Origin of the sequence: Brevundimonas vesicularis (genome assembly GCF_027105095.1) — a bacterium.
GTDB lineage: Bacteria > Pseudomonadota > Alphaproteobacteria > Caulobacterales > Caulobacteraceae > Brevundimonas > Brevundimonas vesicularis_E.
In genome coordinates, this window is the sequence record NZ_CP114278.1 from 1,164,562 (window position 1) to 1,182,355 (window position 17,794).

The window sequence follows — 17,794 nt, forward strand, 5'->3', positions numbered from 1 at the left end:
ATATAGGCGCAATGAGCGACCCGATCGAAACCGCAATCCTGAACAAAATCGCCGCGCTTGAGCCCGGCAAGAGCATTGAGCCGGCGGAAATGGCCAAAGAGCTACAGCCCGAGCAGTGGCAGCGCATGCTGCCCAAGGTTCGCGCGACCGCTCTGGGCCTGATGCGCCAGGGCAGGCTGACCATCACCAAGAAGGGCAAGGCGGTCGATCCGGACAACTTCCGTGGCGTCACACGCCTGCGTCAGGCGACCGAGGAAGAAACGGCCCTGGCGTTGAGCCGCCGTCCGCCGGTCGTCGAGGACGATGACGACTGATCTCCAGGAGATTCTGACCGACATCCGCGCCTGTCGCGCCTGCGCGGGCGTCCTGCCGCACACGCCGCGCCCGGTAGTGCGTGTCTTTCCCGAGACACGGCTGCTGATCTGCGGCCAGGCGCCGGGACGACGGGTCCATGAGAGTGGCCTGCCGTTCACCGATCCCTCCGGCGATCGTCTTCGTGACTGGATGGGCGTGGATTATGAGACCTTCTACGCTGATCCCCGGATAGGGGTCGCGGCCCAGGCCTTTTGCTATCCGGGCACCGCGCCGAAAGGCGGCGACTATCCGCCGCCGACACGCTGTGCGGAAATGTGGCGACCGCAGTTGCTGGACGCCCTGCCGCAGATGGAGCTGACCCTGCTGGTCGGCGGCTATGCCCAGGCGTGGGCGCTGGGCGACAGGGCCAAGCGGACGATGACCGAGACGGTGCAGGCGTGGCGCGAGTACGCGCCGGATCTGCTGGTGCTGCCGCATCCGTCGTGGCGCAATACGGCCTGGCTCAGGAAGAATCCGTGGTTCGAGACGGAGGTGCTTCCCTATCTGCGGGAACGGGTTCAGCGCATTCTGACTTCTGCAAATCCGGCGGCCGTTCGCTCCAGCGAGAAGGACTTGCCGGTGGTATCGTGAGCGCTGCTTGGGACACATGGCCTTGATCGCCTCCAGACTAATGCCGCTGGCCGCCGCGCTCGTTCTGTCGGCCTGCGCCGCACCTCATATTCAGCCGCCGTTGACGCCGCCGCCGGGCTTCGTCGGCACCCATGTCGAGGATCGGGCGCTGGTCATGTCGGACGGCGCGCGCCTGCCGTATCTGCATTGGGGGCCGAAGGACCGCGCCCCGTGGGCGGTTATCGTGGCCCTCCACGGCATGAACGATCACGACGCCAGCTTCCGTCTGGCCGGCCCATGGTGGGCCGAGCAGGGGATCGAGACCTGGTCCTACGATCAGCGCGGCTTCGGCGGAGCGCCGGGGCGGGGCGAATGGGCTGGGCAGCAGCGGATGACCGATGATTTGCGCGAGATCACCGCGATGGCCCGCGCCCGCTATCCCCATGCCGTCATTGCCGTGGTGGGCGAGAGCATGGGCGGGTCTGTGACGGCGGCGGCGTTCGGCTCCGACAATCCGCCGGATGCGGACCGGATCGTGCTGCTGGCGCCCGGCGTCTGGGGCTGGTCGACGCAAGGCCCATTGAACAGCACGGCGCTGAACATTGCGGCGCGGGCGCTGGGCGCCGTGGCGCTGGAACCGCCTGAGTTCATCACGCGCGATATCCACGCCTCGTCCAACACGCTTGAGCTGATCCGCAACGGGCGCGACCCGATGAGCATCCTCGCAACCCGGTTCGACACGGTCTATGGGCTCGTCGATCTGATGGAGACCTCGTCGCGCAGCCTGGGCCGCATCCGGGGCGACGCCATCCTGATGTACGGCGCCCACGACGAGGTGGTGAAGAAGGGGCCGATGAAGCTGGCGCTGGAGCGGGCCGAGCAGGAGGGCGGGACGCTGCGGACCGCCTGGTATCCGAACGGCTGGCATCTGTTGAACCGCGATCTGGACGCCGAGATCGTCTATCGCGACGTGGTCTCATGGTTGAGAGATCCGAAAGCCCCCTTGCCGTCCGGTGCGCCGGCGGTTTTGCCGCAGCTTCAGGCGGGTGGGGCGCGCCCTTAAGCGGGTCTTAACGCGACGTTTACCATCCAGGCGGCATTTTCTGCCTAGCGGGGCGTTCGTGTCTCCCGCGAGTAGGGGGCGGTGACGCGTGGGCGGCTTCACAGCGGCGTTGCAGAAGTTCGGGATCGGCCGTCTGGCTGCGGTCCTCGGCGTCGCCGCAGGCGTGGCCGCCGTGCTGGTCGCCGTCATGCTGCGCATGGGCCAGGCGCCCGACGCGCTGCTCTATTCCAACCTGGATCTGCGCGAAGCCAGCGAGATCACCGCCGCCCTGGACCAGGCCGGCATCAAATATTCGTCCAAGGGCGATGGCTCGACCATCATGGTCAACCGCGACGAGGTCGGCACGGCCCGGATGCTGGTCGCGGGCAAGGGCTTGGTCACGTCGGGATCGGTTGGTTACGAGCTGTTCGACAGCCAGTCGGTGCTAGGCCAGACCGAGTTCCAGCAGCAGTTGAACGAACAGCGCGCCCTGCAGGGCGAACTGTCGCGCACCATCATGTCCATGCGCGGCATCACGGCCGCCCGCGTCCACATCACCATGCCGCGCCGCGAGATGTTCACCTCGGCCGCCGGCGAACCGACCGCCGCCGTTCTGGTGGGGCTGGGCGGGCGGGACCTGACGAGCGATCAGGTGCGGGCAATCCGCAACCTGGTGGCCTCGTCCGTGCCGAACCTGAAGCCCGACCGCGTCACCGTGGCGGACCAGACCAACCGCACCCTGGCGGCCGGCAGCGACGACGGAACCTTCACCTCGGCCTCCGCCGCCGAGGCCAAGGGCAATACCGAGAGCCAGCTTCAAGCGCGCATCAAGGACATCGTCGAAGGCGTCGTCGGCGCCGGCGCTGCTCGCGTCCAAGTCACGGCCGACATCGACCAGAGCCGCGCCACGACCCAGGAAGAGAAGTTCGATCCCGACGGTCAGGTCGTCCGCTCGACCACGACCAACGGCTCGCAATCCGCCGATAACAGCGGCCAGGCCGACGGCGGCGTGACCGCGACCAACAACATCCCTGGCGGCGCTGCGCCCGGCACGACGCCTGTCGGCTCGACCAACTCGGAAAACGCCGAGACGACCAACTACGAAATCTCCAAGACCACCACGACCACGACCAAGGAGCCAGGCGAGGTCAAGAAGCTGGCCGTCGCCGTCGCCGTGGATGGCAAGTGGACGCCGGCCAAGGACGGCAAGGGCGAGCCGACCTATGCGCCGCGCACCGCCGAGGAGATCGCCCAGATCAAGTCGCTGGTCGCCGCCGCCGCCGGCATCGACGAGACACGCGGCGACAAGATCGAGGTCGTCAACGTCCGCTTCAACCACGACACCGGCATCGAGGGCGGTCTGGACGGCAAGTCGTCGCTGCTGGACTTCTCCAAGAACGACATCATGCGCTTCGTCGAGCTGGGCATCCTGACGGTCGTCGCTCTGCTGCTGATCTTCTTCGTGCTGCGTCCGCTGCTGAAGACGGCCGCAGGCGGCGGGGGCAATCTGCCGGCGCTGGCGGGCGCCAACGGCGTGCCGGTGACGGCTGTGGCGACCACCGTGATCGGCCCGGATGGCCAGCCGCAGATGGTTCAACTGCCGGCGCCCAGCGAGATGGATCAGAAAATCGACATCGCCCGCATCGAGGGTCAGGTGAAGGCGTCCTCGGTCAAGAAGGTCGCCGATTTCGTTCAGGCGCATCCCGATGATGCGGCCGGCATCCTGCGGACCTGGGTGGCGGAAGGCTGATGGCGAAGCTGGTCAACAAGAAGGCCTCGATCGACGATCCCAACAAGCTCTCGGGACCGGAGAAGGCCGCCGTCATCCTGCTGGCGCTGGGCGAAGAGCATACCGCCCTGTGGGAGCGGCTGGATGATGACGAGGTCAAGGAAATCTCCCAGGCGATGGCGACCCTGGGCAATGTCAGCGCCGAGGCCGTCGAGGCCCTGATGATTGAGTTCGTGTCGGGCCTGTCCGGCTCCGGCGCCGTGATCGGCAGCTATGAGCAGACGCAAAAGCTGCTGGCCGCCTTCCTGCCCAAGGATCGCGTCGACGGCCTGATGGAGGAAATCCGGGGCCCGGCCGGTCGCACCATGTGGGACAAGCTGGGCAATGTGAACGAGGCGGTTCTCGCCAACTATTTGAAGAACGAATACCCCCAGACCGTCGCCGTCATCCTCTCGAAGGTGCGTTCGGACCACGCCGCCCGGGTCCTGACCAGCCTGCCGGAAGACTTCGCGTTGGAATGCGTGCAGCGGATGTTGCGCATGGAGCCGGTGCAGCGCGAGATCCTGGACAAGATCGAGGCGACGCTGCGCACCGAGTTCATGTCGAACCTGGCGCGGACGTCCAAGCGCGACAGCCACGAGATGATGGCCGACATCTTCAACAGCTTCGATCGCCAGACCGAGGCCCGCTTCATCGGGGCCCTGGAAGAGCGCAACCGCGAGTCGGCCGAACGCATCCGCGCCCTGATGTTCGTGTTCGAGGATCTGTCGAAGCTGGATCCGGGCGGGGTGCAGACCCTGCTGCGCGCCGTGGACAAGGACTCGCTGGGCTTGGCCTTGAAGGGGGCGTCCGAAGGGCTGCGGGAGATGTTCTTCTCAAACATGTCCGAGCGCGCCTCCAAGATCATGCGCGAGGACATGGAGTCGATGGGACCGGTGCGTCTGAAGGACGTCGACGGCGCCCAGATGGCGATGGTTCAGGTCGCTAAGGATTTGGCCGCCAAGGGCGACATCATGCTGGCTGGTCAGGGCTCCGACGACGAGTTGATCTACTGACATGACCCAGTCTCCCGAAATCCGGCGTCTCTTCGCCTTTGACACCGAGTTCGACGCTGACGGCTCTGTGGTGCGCGCGAGCGCCTGGAAGCCGGCGAAACGCTCCTATCTGCCGGCCGAGGTCGAAGCCCTGGTGGCGCAGGGCCGTCTGGAAGCGCGCGAACAGGCTCTCAGCGAGATCGAGAACATTCTCGCCATGGCCCTAAGCAACATCGCCCAGGCCGTCGCATCGGCCATGCCGACCCTGAAGGCTGTGGCCCAAGCGCACCGGGAACAGGCAGCTGACCTGGCCCTGGCCGCGGCGCGCACTATCGCCGGGGCGGCGCTGGATCGCTTTCCGCATGCGCCGCTGAAGGCCGCGCTGGAACTGCTGGCGCAGGAAATCGATGCCTCGCCGCGTCTGGTGGTCAGGGCCTCAAGTCTGGACGACGAGGCGCGCGGCCTGATCGAGCGCGCCTGCGCCGACAGCGGCTTCACCGGCGTGGTCGCCTTCCGCGATGAACCGGGCATGGCCCAGGCCGCCTTCCAGCTGGAATGGGCTGACGGCCGCGCGGATCACGATCCGAAAGGTTCGGCCGACCGCGTCGCCGAAGCCCTGACCGCCGCCCTGGCCGCCGAGGCCGGACACGCCGAAACCCTTCCCGTCGACAGGAGCATGTTCTGATGGCATCCGACGACCTGGCGCTGGAGGAGTTCTCCGACTTCTCCGGCCTTCCGCCCCTCGACGACGGCGGCGAAAAGAGCGCCGCCGATCTGGCGACCGTCTTCGACGTGCCGGTCAACATCTCGGCCGTGCTGGGCAAGTCGCACATGTCAGTGGCCCAGCTGCTGAAACTGAACAAGGGCTCGGTGCTGGAGCTGGATCGCAAGGTCGGCGAGGCGATCGACATCTTCGTCAACAACCGCCTGATCGCGCGCGGCGAGGTCGTCGTCGTCGACGACCGGCTGGGCGTGACCATGACGGAAATCATCAAGACCGAGGACTCGGGCGCCTGATTGGCGACCGGCTTTAGAGATTAGAGGAGAAGAACGATGCGTCTTCTGGTGGTAGGCAGACTGAGCGGCCAGCTCGCTTCGGCGGTCAAGATGGCCATGGCGCACGGCGCCAAAGTCAATCACGTCGAGCGCGGGGATCAGGCGACCGAGCAACTGCGCCGGGGGCAGGGCGCCGACCTGCTGATGGTCGACTATCAGCTGGACATCGCCGCCCTGATCGCCGCCAACGAGGCCGAGCGGATAACCATTCCGGTCGTGGCCTTTGGCGTCGACGCCGATGCGCGAGAGGCGGCCGCCGCCATCAAGGCCGGGGCCAAGGAGTTCATTCCGCTTCCGCCCGACGCCGAACTGATCGCCGCTGTCCTGTCGGCCGTCGCCGACGACGAAAAGCCGATGATCTCGGCCGACCCGTCGATGAAGGCGGTGCTGCAACTGGCCGACCAGGTCGCGCGCTCGGAAGCCTCGATCCTGATCACCGGCGAAAGCGGCGTCGGCAAGGAGGTGATGGCCCGGTATCTGCACGAGCATTCGCGCCGGTCCGAACGCCCGTTCATCAGCGTCAACTGCGCCGCCATTCCCGACAATCTGCTGGAATCCGAACTGTTCGGCCACGAGAAGGGCGCCTTCACCGGCGCGGTCGCGCGCCGCATCGGCAAGTTCGAAGAGGCCGACGGCGGCACGCTTCTGCTGGACGAAATCTCGGAGATGGACGCCCGGCTTCAGGCCAAACTGCTGCGCGCCATCCAGGAGCGCGTCATCGATCGCGTCGGCGGCTCCAAGCCGGTCTCGGTCAACATCCGCATCATCGCCACCTCGAACCGCGATCTGGCCAAGGCCGTGGCGGAAGGCACGTTCCGCGAAGACCTGCTGTATCGCCTGAACGTGGTGAACCTGCGCCTGCCGTCCTTGCGCGAGCGGCCCGGCGACATCGTCGTTCTGGCCGACCACTTCATCAAGAAGTACGCCGCCGCGAACGGCGTGCCGGTGCGTCCGATCTCGGCCGCCGCGCGTCAGGCCATTTCGGCCCATCGCTGGCCGGGCAACGTTCGCGAGCTTGAAAACGCCATGCACCGCGCGGTGCTGCTGGCGACCGGCCCCGAGATCGACGTCGACGCCATCCGCCTGCCGGACGGTCAGCCGCTGGGCGGCATGGGCGCGGGCATGATGGCGGGACAGGCCTATGAGGCGCCGCAAGCCGGGGTGGCCGCGCGCGCCGCCCAAGCGGCCGACGCCGTGACCCGCAGCTTCGTGGGTCAGACCGTGGCGGCGATGGAAAAGACGCTGATCCTGGACACCCTGACCCACTGCCTGGGCAACCGCACCCACGCGGCCAACATCCTGGGCATCTCGATCCGCACCCTGCGCAACAAGCTGAACGAATACGCCGATGAGGGCACGGCTATTCCGGCGCCGATGAGCGGCGTCTCCGCCTCGGGCTACGCGGCCTGAACCCATGCGCGCAGCCGTGGAGCGCCGATGCGTCCTGACGGGGCTGGCCGCCTTGAGCGCGGTCGGCTGTTCGCCGCGCGCGGAGTCACGCCCTGCCGCGCCCGTCGCCTTGGCGGACGAGGTCATCGACCTGTCGGACCTGGAAGCGCGCAATGGCGGCCGTCTCGGCTTCGTCTGCCAGGACGCGGCGACGGGGCGCAAGCTGGTTTGGCGCGGCGAGGAACGCTTCGTCTATTGCTCGACCTTCAAGATGTATCTGGCCGCGGCGACCCTGTTGCGGGTGCAGGCCGGGCAAGAGCGACTGGATCGCCGCATCCCCATCACGACGGCGGACATGATCGACCATGCTCCGGTCACCGAGCCCGCCGTTGGCGACAGCCTGACTGTCGAGCAGTTGATGAAGGGCGCGGTGGAGGTCAGCGACAACCCCGCCGCCAATCTGTTGTTGAAGGCCATGGGCGGCCCGTCGGCGATGCAGACCTTCTATCGCGGCATCGGCGACGTCAGCACCCGCTCGGACCGGTTCGAGCCGGAGATGAACCGTCTGGACGGCGACAAGGACACGATCCTTCCCAACCAGTCCGTCGCCAATCTCCAACGACTGTTCCTCGATCCGGCCTCGCCCCTGAACGCAGCGTCGCGCGCCCTGTTGCTGCAGTGGATGACCGATACGCCCACGGGTCAGAATCGTCTTAGGGCTGGGACGCCTGCGGATTGGCGGGTGGCGCACAAGACGGGGACGGGGGGCTATGGGCCGACCAACGACATCGGCCTGCTGTATCCGCCGAAGGGCCAACCCGTGATCGTCGCCGCCTATTACCATGCGACACGGGCGACATCGGACGACGCCAATGCGGCCGTGATCGCCGAGGCCACGCGTCGCGCGCTGAAGGTTTTGGGTCGTGGCTGATGCGCCGATCCTGATGAAGGACGGCATGGCGCGCCCGACGGGACGCGACGTGATCGGCTGGCTGAACCGCGGCGAAGTGCTGATGGCGGTCGGCGTGATCGGCGTGATCATGCTGCTGATCCTGCCGGTGCCCAAGTTCCTGCTGGATCTGCTGCTGGCCTTCTCGCTGGTGTCCAGCGTGCTGATCCTGATGACCGCCGTGATGATGAGGCGGCCGCTGGATTTCGCCATCTTCCCGACGGTGCTGCTGGTCTCGACCCTGTTCCGGCTGGGCCTGAACCTGGCCTCCACGCGTCTGATCCTGACGCATGGTCAGGAAGGGCATGAGAGCGCGGGCCAGGTCATCAACGCCTTCGGCCAGCTAATGATGGGCGGCAACTTCATCATCGGGGTGATCATCTTCGCCATCATCCTGGTGGTGAACTTCGTCGTCATCACCAAGGGTTCGACCCGGATCGCGGAAGTGTCCGCCCGCTTCACCCTGGACTCCATGCCGGGCAAGCAGATGGCCATCGACGCCGATCTGTCATCGGGCCTGATCACCGAGGACCAGGCCAAGCTGCGCCGCAAGGAGCTGGAGCAGGAATCGACCTTCTTCGGCGCCATGGACGGCGCCTCCAAGTTCGTGCGCGGCGACGCCGTCGCGGGTCTGATCATCACCTTCATCAACGCCATCGGCGGCATATTGATCGGCACGCTGCAACACGGCATGCCGGCGATGGAGGCCGCCAACACCTATGTCCAACTGACTATCGGCGACGGCCTGGTGACGCAGGTGCCGGCCATCATCATCTCGATCGCCGCCGGCTTCCTGGTGTCGAAGGCGGGCGTCGAAGGCACGGCGGACAAGGCCATGGTCACCCAGTTGGCGACCAATCCCGTGTCGCTGGGCGTGGTTTCGGGCGCCGCCGGTCTGATCGGCCTGATCCCCGGTATGCCGCTGATCCCGTTCGCGGCCCTAGCCATCGGCTCGGGCTTCATGGCCTGGCGGCTGGGTCGCAATCGCCTGAAGCCTCAGCCGACAGAGGCGGAGATCGCGGCGGCGGCGGCGGCGGCAAAACCCAAGGAAGACGTCGAAGAGCCGATCGCCAACATCCTCACCATCGACGAGGTGAAGATCGAACTCGGCTACTCGCTTCTCAGCCTGATCAACGATCTTGAGGGACGCCGCCTGACCGATCAAATCCGCGCGTTGCGGCGTTCGCTGGCCCAGGAATACGGCTTCGTCATTCCCCAGGTGCGCATCCTCGACAATATGCGCCTGCCGACCCAAGGCTACGCCATCCGCATTAAGGAGATGGAGACGGGCGCGGGCGAGGTGCGGCTGGGCCACCTGATGGCGATGGACCCGGCAGGCCGTCAGGTCGAGCTTCCGGGCGAGCATATGCGCGAACCGGCCTTTGGTCTGCCAGCGACCTGGATCGAGGAAGGGCTGCGCGAGGAGGCGACGTTCCGGGGCTATACGCTGGTCGATCCGTCAACGGTCCTGACGACCCATCTGACCGAGATCCTGAAAGACAATATGGCCGACCTTCTGTCCTATGCGGAGGTGCAGAAGCTGCTGAAGGAACTGGGCGCCGAAGAGAAGAAGCTGGTCGAGGAACTGGTGCCCAGCGTGGTCACCGTCACGACGCTGCAGCGGGTGTTGCAGTCTCTGTTGCGGGAAAAGGTCTCGATCCGCGACCTGCCGGCGATTCTAGAGGGTTTGGCCGAGGCTGCGCCGCACAGTTCCAGCGTCACGACCCTTGTCGAACATGTTCGCGCACGTCTGGGCCGCCAACTGTGCTGGCAGAACAAGGACGGCGAAGGGGCCCTGCCCATCGTCACCCTGTCGCCGGAATGGGAAAACGCCTTCGCCGAAAGCCTGATCGGCAATGGCGAGGACAAGCAGTTGGCCATGGCGCCATCGCGCCTTCAGGACTTCATCCGCGCCGTGCGCGATACGTTCGAGCGGATCGCCATGACGGGCGAAAATCCGGTGTTGCTGACCGGCCCGATGACGCGGCCCTATGTGCGATCGATCATCGAACGCTTCCGCGGCCAGACCGTCGTGATGAGCCAGAACGAGATCCATCCCAAGGCGCGCTTGCGGACCCTGGGCCAGGTCTGATCCCGTCGACTTGGCAGTTTGACGTTTGACGCGGCGACGCACCCCGCTAAAGCTCCGCCGTCATGAGTCCGAACCCCCGATCCCAATGGTCGCGCCTGCGCGACTTCATGCGTACGCCGTCGTTGGCTCGGTCCATATCGGCCATGCTGATCTTGGCGTTCGGGCTGCTGATCGTGGTCAATGCGACAACCTTCGTAATGATCCAGCGCACCATCGCGTTGAACGAAACCATCGAACACGCTCAGCAGATGCGCCGCGCCGCACGCACGGTTCTGATTGCGAGCCTGAACGCCGAGACCTCGCAACGCGGTTTTCTGCTGACGGGAAGAAGCGACTTTCTACAGCCCTACCGCGACGCCAGGGCCGACATGGAGCCTGCGCTGGCGTTTTTGGATGAGGGCGCGGCCCTCGATCCGACGCTGAAAGCCACCGTCGAACCCATCCACCGTCTAGGCGACAAGAAATGGGACGAGATGGAAAACACCGTCACCTTGGCGCGCCAGGGTCGAATCGGACAGTCGATCCAGGCTGTGCGGTCGGGCGAGGGCAAGCAATATATGGACGAGCTCCGAGCCGCCATTGAGAAGTTCGACAAGCTGAAGTCCGATCGGATCGACAGCCGACGCCGGGCGTCGGAAGTGTTTGGCCTCCTGACCGTCACGATGAACGCCATCGCGGGTCTTCTGGTCATCGTCCTTGCGCTGCTGTCAGCATGGCTGGTGCGGCGTTACGTGTCCGAAATCCAATCGGCCCGCGCGACCCTCGACGCCGCCAACGCCAGCCTGGAGGATAAGGTCCGCGAACGCACCGGCGACCTGATGCGCGCCAACGAGGAGATTCAGCGCTTCGCCTATATCGTCAGCCACGACCTGCGCGCGCCGTTGGTCAACGTGATGGGCTACACCTCCGAACTGGAGCAGGCGGGCAAGATCGTCGACAAGGCGATCCACGAGGCGGAAAAGACGCGCGTCGTCGATCCCGAGATCGTCACCGCCGTGCGAGAGGAAATGCCCGAGGCAATCGGCTTTATCCGCGCCTCGACCGAGAAGATGGACCGGCTGATCAACGCCATCCTGAAGCTGTCGCGCGAAGGTCGTCGCAACCTGCTTCCAGAGCCGCTGGACATGACGGCGATGGCGCAGAACATCGCCAACAGCGTCCATCACCAGACCGAAACCTCGGGGGCGCGCATCGAGGTGCAGTCGCTGCCCGAGATCGAGAGCGACCGCATTTCGATGGAGCAGATCATCGGCAATCTGATCGACAACGCCGTCAAATATCTGGATCACGACCGGCCGGGCGAAATCGTCGTGTCAGGCGAAGACGTACCCGGCGGCTGGGTCGTCTACCGGGTCGCCGACAATGGGCGAGGCATCGCCCCACGCGACCATGAGCGAATCTTCGAACTGTTCCGGCGCTCCGGAAGACAGGATCGTTCTGGCGAGGGGTTGGGCCTGGCATTTGTGCGCAACAGCGTGCGTCGCCTGGGCGGCACCATCGACGTCGAGTCCGAACTGGGCAAAGGCTCGACTTTTCTGCTGAAATTCCCCAAACGACTGATCCTGTCTGAACCCGGAGGCGCGCTGTGACGCAACCCGTCAAAATCATCATGGTCGAAGACGACCACGGCCACGCCAAGCTGATCGAAAAGAATATCCGCCGGGCCAACATCAACAACGAGATCAAGCACTTTGATGAGGGCGGTGCGGCGCTCGACTATCTGTTCAGCGACGAAATCCTCGCCAATGGCCCGCTGCTGATCCTGCTCGACCTCAATCTGCCGGATATGTCGGGCACGGACATTCTGGAAAAGGTGAAGGCCAACGAGCGCCTTCGCCGCGCGCCGGTCGTCGTGCTGACGACGACCGACGACAAGGTCGAGATCCAGCGCTGCTACGATCTGGGCTGCAACGTCTACATCACCAAGCCGGTGGATTATGAATCCTTCGCCGGCGCGATCCGCCAACTGGGTCTGTTCCTCTCGGTGATCCAGGCGCCGGAGATCTGACGATCGACGCGCCAAAGCCTATTCGCCTGCTCTACATCGACGACGACCGGGGTCTGTCCCGGCTGGTCGAGAAGGAGTTGGGGCGTCACGGCTATGCCGTCACCTGCGCGCCGGATGGCGATGCGGGGTTGGAGCTGTTGCAGCAGGGTGAGTACGACATCTGCGCGCTGGACCACTATATGCCGACGCGAGACGGGCTGGACGTCCTGCCGGACATTCTGGCCCTGACGGCCCCGCCGCCCGTCGTCTATGTGACGGGCGCGCAGGATGGGCGGATCGCCGTCGCGGCCCTTCGCGCGGGCGCGGCGGACTATGTCATCAAGGACGTCTCGGAGGACTTCACGTCCCTGTTGCGCTCGGCGCTCGAGGACGCCCTGTCGCGCGGTCGGCTTGAGCGCGAGAACGAACTGGCGCAGGAAGAAATCCGCCGGGCGCGCGATCGGGCCGAGGCGATGCTGCGTGAGGTGAACCACCGCGTCGGCAACTCGCTGCAGCTGGTGTCCAGCTTCATGTCCTTGCAGATGCGCCACGTCACCGATCAGGGCGCCAAGGACGCGCTGCGGGAATCACAGGCGCGCATCGAGGCCGTCGCCCATGTTCACCGCCGCCTCTATACCTCCGGCGACATGAGCCACGTGGCCATGGACGAATATCTGGTCGGGCTGATGGACGAGCTGTCCAAGTCCATCGGGCCGGATGACGGATCGCCCAAGCTGACGCTGGACGCCGAGCCGTTGTCGGTCACGACCGACCAGGCCGTGTCTATCGGCGTCATCGTCACCGAACTGGTCACCAACGCGGTCAAATATGCCTATGCCCCGGGGCAAGGAGGCGAGATCCGCATCCATATGCGCCGCGAGAACGAGAATCGCGTGATGCTGACAGTCGAGGACGACGGTCCTGGCATGGGCGACGGAACGCCCAAGGGCACGGGTCTGGGCGGCAAGATCATTTCCGCCATGGCGTCAGGCCTGCGTTCGGCCGTCGAGTTCGACGGCGCTCACAAGGGCGTGCGCGCCAGGTTGTCGTTCGACCTCTAGGGTCGGTTTTCATCATGTTGCAGTTCGGCGTTCGCAAACCCGCTTCGGATTATCGTCACCGCGCCACCGCGTTCGGCATCGTCGAGCGTGACGGCCTGATCGCCTGTGTGCGCGTGGAACGGGAGACCGGCCCCTATTTCGATCTGCCAGGGGGCGGGTTGGATATCGAGGAGACAGAAGTTCAGGCCCTGATCCGCGAATTCGTCGAGGAAACCGGCCTGACGGTCACGCCGCTGAACCGCATCGCCGAGGCCAGCCAATATTTCGTGCGTTCGACCCGCGAGCCGGTCAACAATGTCGGCGGCTTCTGGACGGCCGCTGTGGCGGCCGAAAATCCCGATGCGAAATGCGAGGACGATCACACACTGGTGTGGCTGGATCCGACCTTCGCCATCTCGCGCTTGCGTCACGATTCTCACGCCTGGGCTGTCGCCGTCTGGCTGCGCCGCCCAAGCTGAGCCTTACGGAACGGGCTTCCTACGAAGTCGTTTGTTTTTCGAACCGCAAACACATGTCGCGGCGATAAAAACAGGAGATTTCGATGGCTGATCACGACCGTATCGAAGGCGCCGCCAAGAACATGGGCGGCAAGGTCAAGGAAGGCGTCGGCAAGATGACCGGCGACACCAAGCTGCAAGCCGAGGGCAAGGCTGATCAAGTCGAAGGCAAGGTCCAGAATACTGTCGGCGGCGTCAAGGACAGCCTCCGCGACAAGGCCTAAGCCTCACTGGATTGCGAGAAAACAAGAAACGCCGTCCGCCAAGCGCGGGCGGCGTTTTTTTGCATGCCTTAGCGCGTCAATGCGCGCATCGCCTTGTCGAGGCCTTCGAGCGTCAGCGGGAACATCCTCTGCTCCATCACCTCACGCAACAGGCCGACGGAGGCGGTATAGTCCCAGTACCGCTCCTGAACGGGATTCAGCCAGACCGACTTCTCCCACTGCTGGCGCGCCCGCTTCATCCAGACGGCGCCGGCCTCCTCGTTCCAGTGCTCGACGGAGCCGCCGGGCATGGTGATCTCATAAGGGCTCATCGTCGCATCGCCGACGAAGATGGCGCGCCAGTCGCCAGGGTATTTGTGCAGCAGATCCCACGTCGGGATACGCTCGGTGTGTCGACGACGATTGTCCTTCCAGACGCCTTCGTAGAGGCAGTTGTGGAAGTAGAAGAACTCCAGGTTCTTGAACTCGGTCTTGGCCGCCGAGAACAGCTCCTCGACCAGCTTGATGTGGCCGTCCATCGAACCGCCGATGTCGAGGAACAGCAGCACCTTGATCGTATTACGCCGCTCTGGCCGCATCTGGATGTCCAGCCAGCCCTGACGCGCCGTGCCGTCGATGGTGCCGTCGATATCCAGTTCGTCCGGCGCGCCCTGTCGGGCGAACCGGCGCAGACGACGCAGCGCCACCTTGATGTTGCGGGTGCCTAGTTCGACCGTGTCGTCCAGGTTTTTGAACTCGCGCTTTTCCCACACCTTGACCGCCCGACCCTGCTTGCCCGGACCGCCGATCCTGACGCCCTCGGGATTATAGCCGCCGTGTCCGAAGGGGCTGGTCCCGCCCGTGCCGATCCATTTCGAGCCGCCGGAATGACGCTCCTTCTGCTCTTCCAGACGCTGCTTCAGCGTCTCCATCAGCTTGTCGAATCCGCCCAGCGCCTTGATCTGGGCCTTCTCCTCGTCGGTCAGGTATTTTTCGTTCAGCAGCCGCAGCCAGTCCTCGGGAATCTCGGTGGTCAGGTCTTCGCCCGACCCGACCGACTCGACGCCCTTGAACACCGTCCCGAACACCTGATCGAACCGATCATAGTGTTTCTCGTCCTTGACCAGGACCGCGCGCGACAGGTGATAAAAGGCCTCGACCTCGCGCCCGGCCACGTCGCGATCCATGGCCTCCATCAGATGGAGCCATTCCTTCATCGACACCGGAACCTTGGCGTCGCGCAGCGCGGTGAAGAAGGGCAGGAGCATGAGAGGGATGTGAACCCGGATCAGCCGCGCCGCAAGATGAACTCGCGGTCGCGCCAGGCGCCGACGGGATAGTCGTATTCTCCAGCCTTCTCGAAGCCGTAGGCGGCGTAGAGGCGCTGGGCCTTGTCGTTGCCGCTCCAGACGCCGATCCACAGCGGTCCGTCCGTGTGGCTTTGCATCCAGTCCAGAGACAGCTTCAGCAGTCGGGTTCCCAGCCCCAGACCTTGTGCCGCCTTCGACACATAGAGCCGGCGCAGTTCCATGTGCGACGGTCTGGCCTCGGGGTGGGGGAGCCCATTGGGCCCGGCGTTGGCGAAGGCCAGCAGTTCGCCGTCGCGGTCGGCCACCCACCAGGCGCAGTCGGGCTCCGCCAACTTCTTCAGCGTCGGCTCCAGATCGAAACCGGCGTCCAGAAACGCGTTTAGGTCGGCTTGAGGGTAGGGAATGCCGAATCCCTCGACGAAGGTGTCGATAAAGGTCTGGCGGCCCAGGGCGCCCAGGGCGGCGGCGTCTTCGGGGCGAGCAGGGCGGATCACGATCTCGGTCATACGTCGGCTCTAGCGCGCGCCTTGGTGCGCGTCACCGGCGACAAGTCCGAAAGCCCGTCGTATCGTCGCTTCAATGTCCCTGCCGATCTTCACCCATCCGTCCATGCTGTCCCACGCGCCGGGCGCGGGTCATCCCGAAAGTCCAGAGCGGCTGAAGGCGGTGCTGGATGCTTTGGAGGACGCAGGCCTGGCCCGCGACAGGCGCGCCGCGACGCAGGCCGAGGTTGCGGATCTCGAGCGAGTGCATCCCGCCGCCTATCTCGCACGCCTGCTGGACGCCTCGCCGGTCGCTGGCATGGTCCAACTCGATGCCGACACCATCCTTTCACCCGGCAGCGTGCCGGCCGCGCGGCTGGCGGCGGGGGCGGCGATCGATGCGGTGCGAGCCGTGGCGCGGGGCGAGATGGATCGCGCCTTCGCCGCCGTGCGCCCGCCGGGCCACCACGCCGAGCCGGACCGCGCAATGGGCTTCTGCCTGTTCTCCTCCGTCGCCGTCGCGGCGCGGGTCGCGCAGGCCGAGGAAATGGCGCGGGTGGCGGTGGTCGATTTCGACGTTCACCACGGCAATGGCACCCAGGCGGCGTTCGAGGACGACGACCGCCTGTTCCTGGCCTCCATCCACCAGATGCCGCTCTATCCCGGCACGGGCGCGGCTTCAGAGACGGGCGTCGGCAATATCGTCAACGCCCCCGTCACGCCCCATGCGGCGCGCGAGAACTGGCGCGCGACCTTCGCCGGCGGATTGATGCCGGCGCTGGAATCGTTCCGGCCGGACCTGATCCTGATCTCGGCCGGTTTCGACGCCCACCGGCGCGATCCATTGGCGCATCAGTCGCTGGAGGCCGAGGATTTCGCCTGGGCGACGCGTGCGATTCTGGAGGTCGCGCGTCGGGCCTGTTCGGGCAAGGTTGTGTCGGCGCTTGAGGGCGGTTACGACCTTGAAGGACTAGGCCGCTCCGCGGTCGCCCACGTCGCTGCGCTCGGGGAGGACTGAGGACGCTTAACGCCTTGAAACCAAAGGCCCGTCCGTTTGTCATGTCAGCCCCCGCCCTGTCCCTCGATTCGACCGAACCGTCCGTGTCCCCGCCTGACGCTGCACCATCCGTCGGCGCGCTTGTCGCTGTCCGCCCCGGCACCATCATCCTGACGCGTCACGGTGAGCCGGCCCTTTCGCGCAAGTGTCTGATCTCTGCGCGCCAGTATGGCGACTGGTGGGCGAAATATGAGATCGGCGGCCTGCTGGCCGGCCAGACCCCGCCGCCCGAACTGGTTGCGGCCGCCCAAGGGGCTGGGGCCATCTACGCCTCGACCCGTCAGCGCGCCCAGGAAACCGCCGCTGCGGTCGCCGCCGGGCGTGAGGTCATGGCCGACGTCATGTTCATCGAGGCGCCCCTGCCGCCGCCGCCGATCCCGGAATGGATCAAGCTGTCGCCCAAATGGTGGGGCGTGGTGTCGCGTTTCTGGTGGCATGCTTTCGATCATCACGGCGGCCAAGAGACCCGCGCCCAGGCCGAGGCGCGCGCCGATCAGGCGGCGCAAAAGTTGATCGCGCGAGCCGAGAGCGGTCAGGACGTGCTGGTCTTCGCCCATGGCTATTTCAACCATATGGTCGGGCGCGCGCTGAAGGCCGACGGCTGGAAGCTGGTCCAGAACCAGGGCTTCAAATACTGGTCGCAGCGTCGCTACGAGAAACGATAGCCGCTTCTGACGTTGATGCGCCCCGCGCGCGCCTCTAGGGTCCGCGCCATGACCGACACCGCCGCCGCCATCCCCGCCGATCTCAGCTTCGAAGACGCCCTGAAGCGCCTTGAGACCATCGTCTCTCGCCTGGAATCCGGCCAGGCGCCGCTGGAGGAATCGATCGCCCTCTATGAAGAGGGCTCCAAGCTGAAGGCGCATTGCGAGGCGCGGCTGAAGGCGGCTCAGTTGCGTGTTGAAAAGATCGTGGTCGGCCCCGACGGCCAGGCCAAGGGCGTCGAGGCGGCGTCGTTCGAATGATCCCTGCATCGTCGTCG

Annotated in this window: 20 protein-coding genes; 18 read left to right on the forward strand and 2 right to left on the reverse strand. The window is 65.6% G+C overall.

Annotated features, from left to right (window positions below; genetic code table 11):
• Nucleotides 1–11 precede the first annotated feature (11 nt).
• The 15 genes from O2K97_RS05710 to O2K97_RS05780 all read left to right on the forward strand — a co-directional run bounded on the left by O2K97_RS05710 (nucleotide 12) and on the right by O2K97_RS05780 (nucleotide 13,984).
• Nucleotides 12–314: a DUF3253 domain-containing protein gene (locus O2K97_RS05710; RefSeq protein ID WP_269220801.1), complete on the forward strand. Its 303-nt coding sequence runs from the start codon at nucleotides 12–14 to the stop codon at nucleotides 312–314.
• Entirely contained in the window at nucleotides 304–945 is a 642-nt protein-coding gene (locus O2K97_RS05715; protein WP_269220802.1) for a uracil-DNA glycosylase family protein, read from the forward strand. Before O2K97_RS05710 ends, O2K97_RS05715 begins: the two co-directional genes overlap by 11 nt.
• 22 nt (nucleotides 946–967) lie before the next feature.
• On the forward strand, nucleotides 968–1,987 hold the full coding sequence (locus tag O2K97_RS05720; protein ID WP_269220803.1) for an alpha/beta fold hydrolase: 1,020 nt from the start codon (nucleotides 968–970) through the stop codon (nucleotides 1,985–1,987).
• 88 nt (nucleotides 1,988–2,075) lie between these two features.
• Nucleotides 2,076–3,716, forward strand: coding sequence for a flagellar basal-body MS-ring/collar protein FliF (gene fliF, locus O2K97_RS05725; RefSeq protein WP_269220804.1), 1,641 nt, complete (start codon nucleotides 2,076–2,078; stop codon nucleotides 3,714–3,716).
• On the forward strand, nucleotides 3,716–4,750 hold the full coding sequence (gene fliG, locus O2K97_RS05730) for a flagellar motor switch protein FliG (RefSeq protein WP_269220805.1): 1,035 nt from the start codon (nucleotides 3,716–3,718) through the stop codon (nucleotides 4,748–4,750). Before fliF ends, fliG begins: the two co-directional genes overlap by 1 nt.
• A gap of 1 nt (nucleotide 4,751) precedes the next feature.
• Nucleotides 4,752–5,414, forward strand: coding sequence for a flagellar assembly protein FlbE (locus O2K97_RS05735; RefSeq protein WP_269220806.1), 663 nt, complete (start codon nucleotides 4,752–4,754; stop codon nucleotides 5,412–5,414).
• Nucleotides 5,414–5,746 carry a flagellar motor switch protein FliN gene (fliN, locus tag O2K97_RS05740; RefSeq protein ID WP_017504488.1) on the forward strand — a complete coding sequence of 111 codons (333 nt, stop codon included), beginning with the start codon at nucleotides 5,414–5,416 and terminating at the stop codon, nucleotides 5,744–5,746. The genes O2K97_RS05735 and fliN overlap by 1 nt, the downstream gene beginning before the upstream one ends.
• Nucleotides 5,747–5,782: 36 nt before the next feature.
• A complete protein-coding gene (locus O2K97_RS05745) occupies nucleotides 5,783–7,195 on the forward strand; it encodes a sigma-54 interaction domain-containing protein (RefSeq protein WP_269220807.1) in 1,413 nt (470 codons plus the stop codon).
• Nucleotides 7,196–7,199: 4 nt separating this feature from the next.
• Nucleotides 7,200–8,105, forward strand: coding sequence for a class A beta-lactamase (gene bla / locus O2K97_RS05750; RefSeq protein ID WP_269220808.1), 906 nt, complete (start codon nucleotides 7,200–7,202; stop codon nucleotides 8,103–8,105).
• Between the two features lie 13 nt (nucleotides 8,106–8,118).
• Nucleotides 8,119–10,215 (forward strand): flagellar biosynthesis protein FlhA, encoded by a 2,097-nt coding sequence (gene flhA / locus O2K97_RS05755; RefSeq protein WP_269221106.1) that lies wholly within the window; start codon nucleotides 8,119–8,121, stop codon nucleotides 10,213–10,215.
• A gap of 143 nt (nucleotides 10,216–10,358) precedes the next feature.
• Nucleotides 10,359–11,804, forward strand: a complete 1,446-nt coding sequence (locus tag O2K97_RS05760; protein WP_269220809.1) for a sensor histidine kinase — start codon at nucleotides 10,359–10,361, stop codon at nucleotides 11,802–11,804.
• Nucleotides 11,801–12,223 (forward strand): response regulator, encoded by a 423-nt coding sequence (locus tag O2K97_RS05765; protein ID WP_017504482.1) that lies wholly within the window; start codon nucleotides 11,801–11,803, stop codon nucleotides 12,221–12,223. The genes O2K97_RS05760 and O2K97_RS05765 overlap by 4 nt, the downstream gene beginning before the upstream one ends.
• A 77-nt stretch (nucleotides 12,224–12,300) precedes the next feature.
• Entirely contained in the window at nucleotides 12,301–13,263 is a 963-nt protein-coding gene (locus O2K97_RS05770; protein ID WP_419466088.1) for a histidine kinase dimerization/phosphoacceptor domain -containing protein, read from the forward strand.
• A gap of 14 nt (nucleotides 13,264–13,277) precedes the next feature.
• Nucleotides 13,278–13,721, forward strand: a complete 444-nt coding sequence (locus O2K97_RS05775) for an NUDIX domain-containing protein (RefSeq protein WP_269220810.1) — start codon at nucleotides 13,278–13,280, stop codon at nucleotides 13,719–13,721.
• An 83-nt stretch (nucleotides 13,722–13,804) separates the two neighbouring features.
• On the forward strand, nucleotides 13,805–13,984 hold the full coding sequence (locus tag O2K97_RS05780) for a CsbD family protein (RefSeq protein WP_017504479.1): 180 nt from the start codon (nucleotides 13,805–13,807) through the stop codon (nucleotides 13,982–13,984).
• 68 nt (nucleotides 13,985–14,052) lie between these two features.
• On the opposite strand, the gene O2K97_RS05785 is transcribed toward O2K97_RS05780, so the two are convergent.
• Nucleotides 14,053–15,231: a vWA domain-containing protein gene (locus tag O2K97_RS05785; RefSeq protein WP_269220811.1), complete on the reverse strand. Its 1,179-nt coding sequence runs from the start codon at nucleotides 15,229–15,231 to the stop codon at nucleotides 14,053–14,055.
• A 20-nt stretch (nucleotides 15,232–15,251) separates the two neighbouring features.
• Entirely contained in the window at nucleotides 15,252–15,779 is a 528-nt protein-coding gene (locus tag O2K97_RS05790; protein WP_269220812.1) for a GNAT family N-acetyltransferase, read from the reverse strand.
• A gap of 73 nt (nucleotides 15,780–15,852) precedes the next feature.
• Between O2K97_RS05790 and O2K97_RS05795 the strand changes: the two genes are divergently transcribed.
• Genes O2K97_RS05795 through O2K97_RS05805 form a run of 3 tightly spaced genes read left to right on the forward strand, consistent with a single transcriptional unit; the run spans nucleotide 15,853 to nucleotide 17,777 of the window.
• Entirely contained in the window at nucleotides 15,853–16,773 is a 921-nt protein-coding gene (locus O2K97_RS05795) for a histone deacetylase family protein (RefSeq protein ID WP_269220813.1), read from the forward strand.
• A 41-nt stretch (nucleotides 16,774–16,814) separates the two neighbouring features.
• Complete coding sequence (locus tag O2K97_RS05800; RefSeq protein WP_269220814.1) at nucleotides 16,815–17,477, forward strand: histidine phosphatase family protein; 663 nt, start codon at nucleotides 16,815–16,817, stop codon at nucleotides 17,475–17,477.
• 48 nt (nucleotides 17,478–17,525) lie between these two features.
• Nucleotides 17,526–17,777 carry an exodeoxyribonuclease VII small subunit gene (locus O2K97_RS05805; RefSeq protein WP_269220815.1) on the forward strand — a complete coding sequence of 84 codons (252 nt, stop codon included), beginning with the start codon at nucleotides 17,526–17,528 and terminating at the stop codon, nucleotides 17,775–17,777.
• The last annotated feature ends 17 nt before the right edge of the window (nucleotides 17,778–17,794 follow it).

Coding starts and splice junctions, on each gene's coding strand:
- O2K97_RS05710 (WP_269220801.1), top strand. CDS start 12: ATGAGCGACCCGATCGAAACCGCAATCCTGAACAAAATCGCCGCGCTT.
- O2K97_RS05715 (WP_269220802.1), top strand. CDS start 304: ATGACGACTGATCTCCAGGAGATTCTGACCGACATCCGCGCCTGTCGC.
- fliG (WP_269220805.1), top strand. CDS start 3,716: ATGGCGAAGCTGGTCAACAAGAAGGCCTCGATCGACGATCCCAACAAG.
- O2K97_RS05735 (WP_269220806.1), top strand. CDS start 4,752: ATGACCCAGTCTCCCGAAATCCGGCGTCTCTTCGCCTTTGACACCGAG.
- fliN (WP_017504488.1), top strand. CDS start 5,414: ATGGCATCCGACGACCTGGCGCTGGAGGAGTTCTCCGACTTCTCCGGC.
- O2K97_RS05745 (WP_269220807.1), top strand. CDS start 5,783: ATGCGTCTTCTGGTGGTAGGCAGACTGAGCGGCCAGCTCGCTTCGGCG.
- bla (WP_269220808.1), top strand. CDS start 7,200: ATGCGCGCAGCCGTGGAGCGCCGATGCGTCCTGACGGGGCTGGCCGCC.
- flhA (WP_269221106.1), top strand. CDS start 8,119: ATGAAGGACGGCATGGCGCGCCCGACGGGACGCGACGTGATCGGCTGG.
- O2K97_RS05760 (WP_269220809.1), top strand. CDS start 10,359: ATGCTGATCTTGGCGTTCGGGCTGCTGATCGTGGTCAATGCGACAACC.
- O2K97_RS05775 (WP_269220810.1), top strand. CDS start 13,278: ATGTTGCAGTTCGGCGTTCGCAAACCCGCTTCGGATTATCGTCACCGC.
- O2K97_RS05780 (WP_017504479.1), top strand. CDS start 13,805: ATGGCTGATCACGACCGTATCGAAGGCGCCGCCAAGAACATGGGCGGC.
- O2K97_RS05785 (WP_269220811.1), bottom strand. CDS start 15,231: ATGCTCCTGCCCTTCTTCACCGCGCTGCGCGACGCCAAGGTTCCGGTG.
- O2K97_RS05790 (WP_269220812.1), bottom strand. CDS start 15,779: ATGACCGAGATCGTGATCCGCCCTGCTCGCCCCGAAGACGCCGCCGCC.
- O2K97_RS05795 (WP_269220813.1), top strand. CDS start 15,853: ATGTCCCTGCCGATCTTCACCCATCCGTCCATGCTGTCCCACGCGCCG.
- O2K97_RS05800 (WP_269220814.1), top strand. CDS start 16,815: ATGTCAGCCCCCGCCCTGTCCCTCGATTCGACCGAACCGTCCGTGTCC.
- O2K97_RS05805 (WP_269220815.1), top strand. CDS start 17,526: ATGACCGACACCGCCGCCGCCATCCCCGCCGATCTCAGCTTCGAAGAC.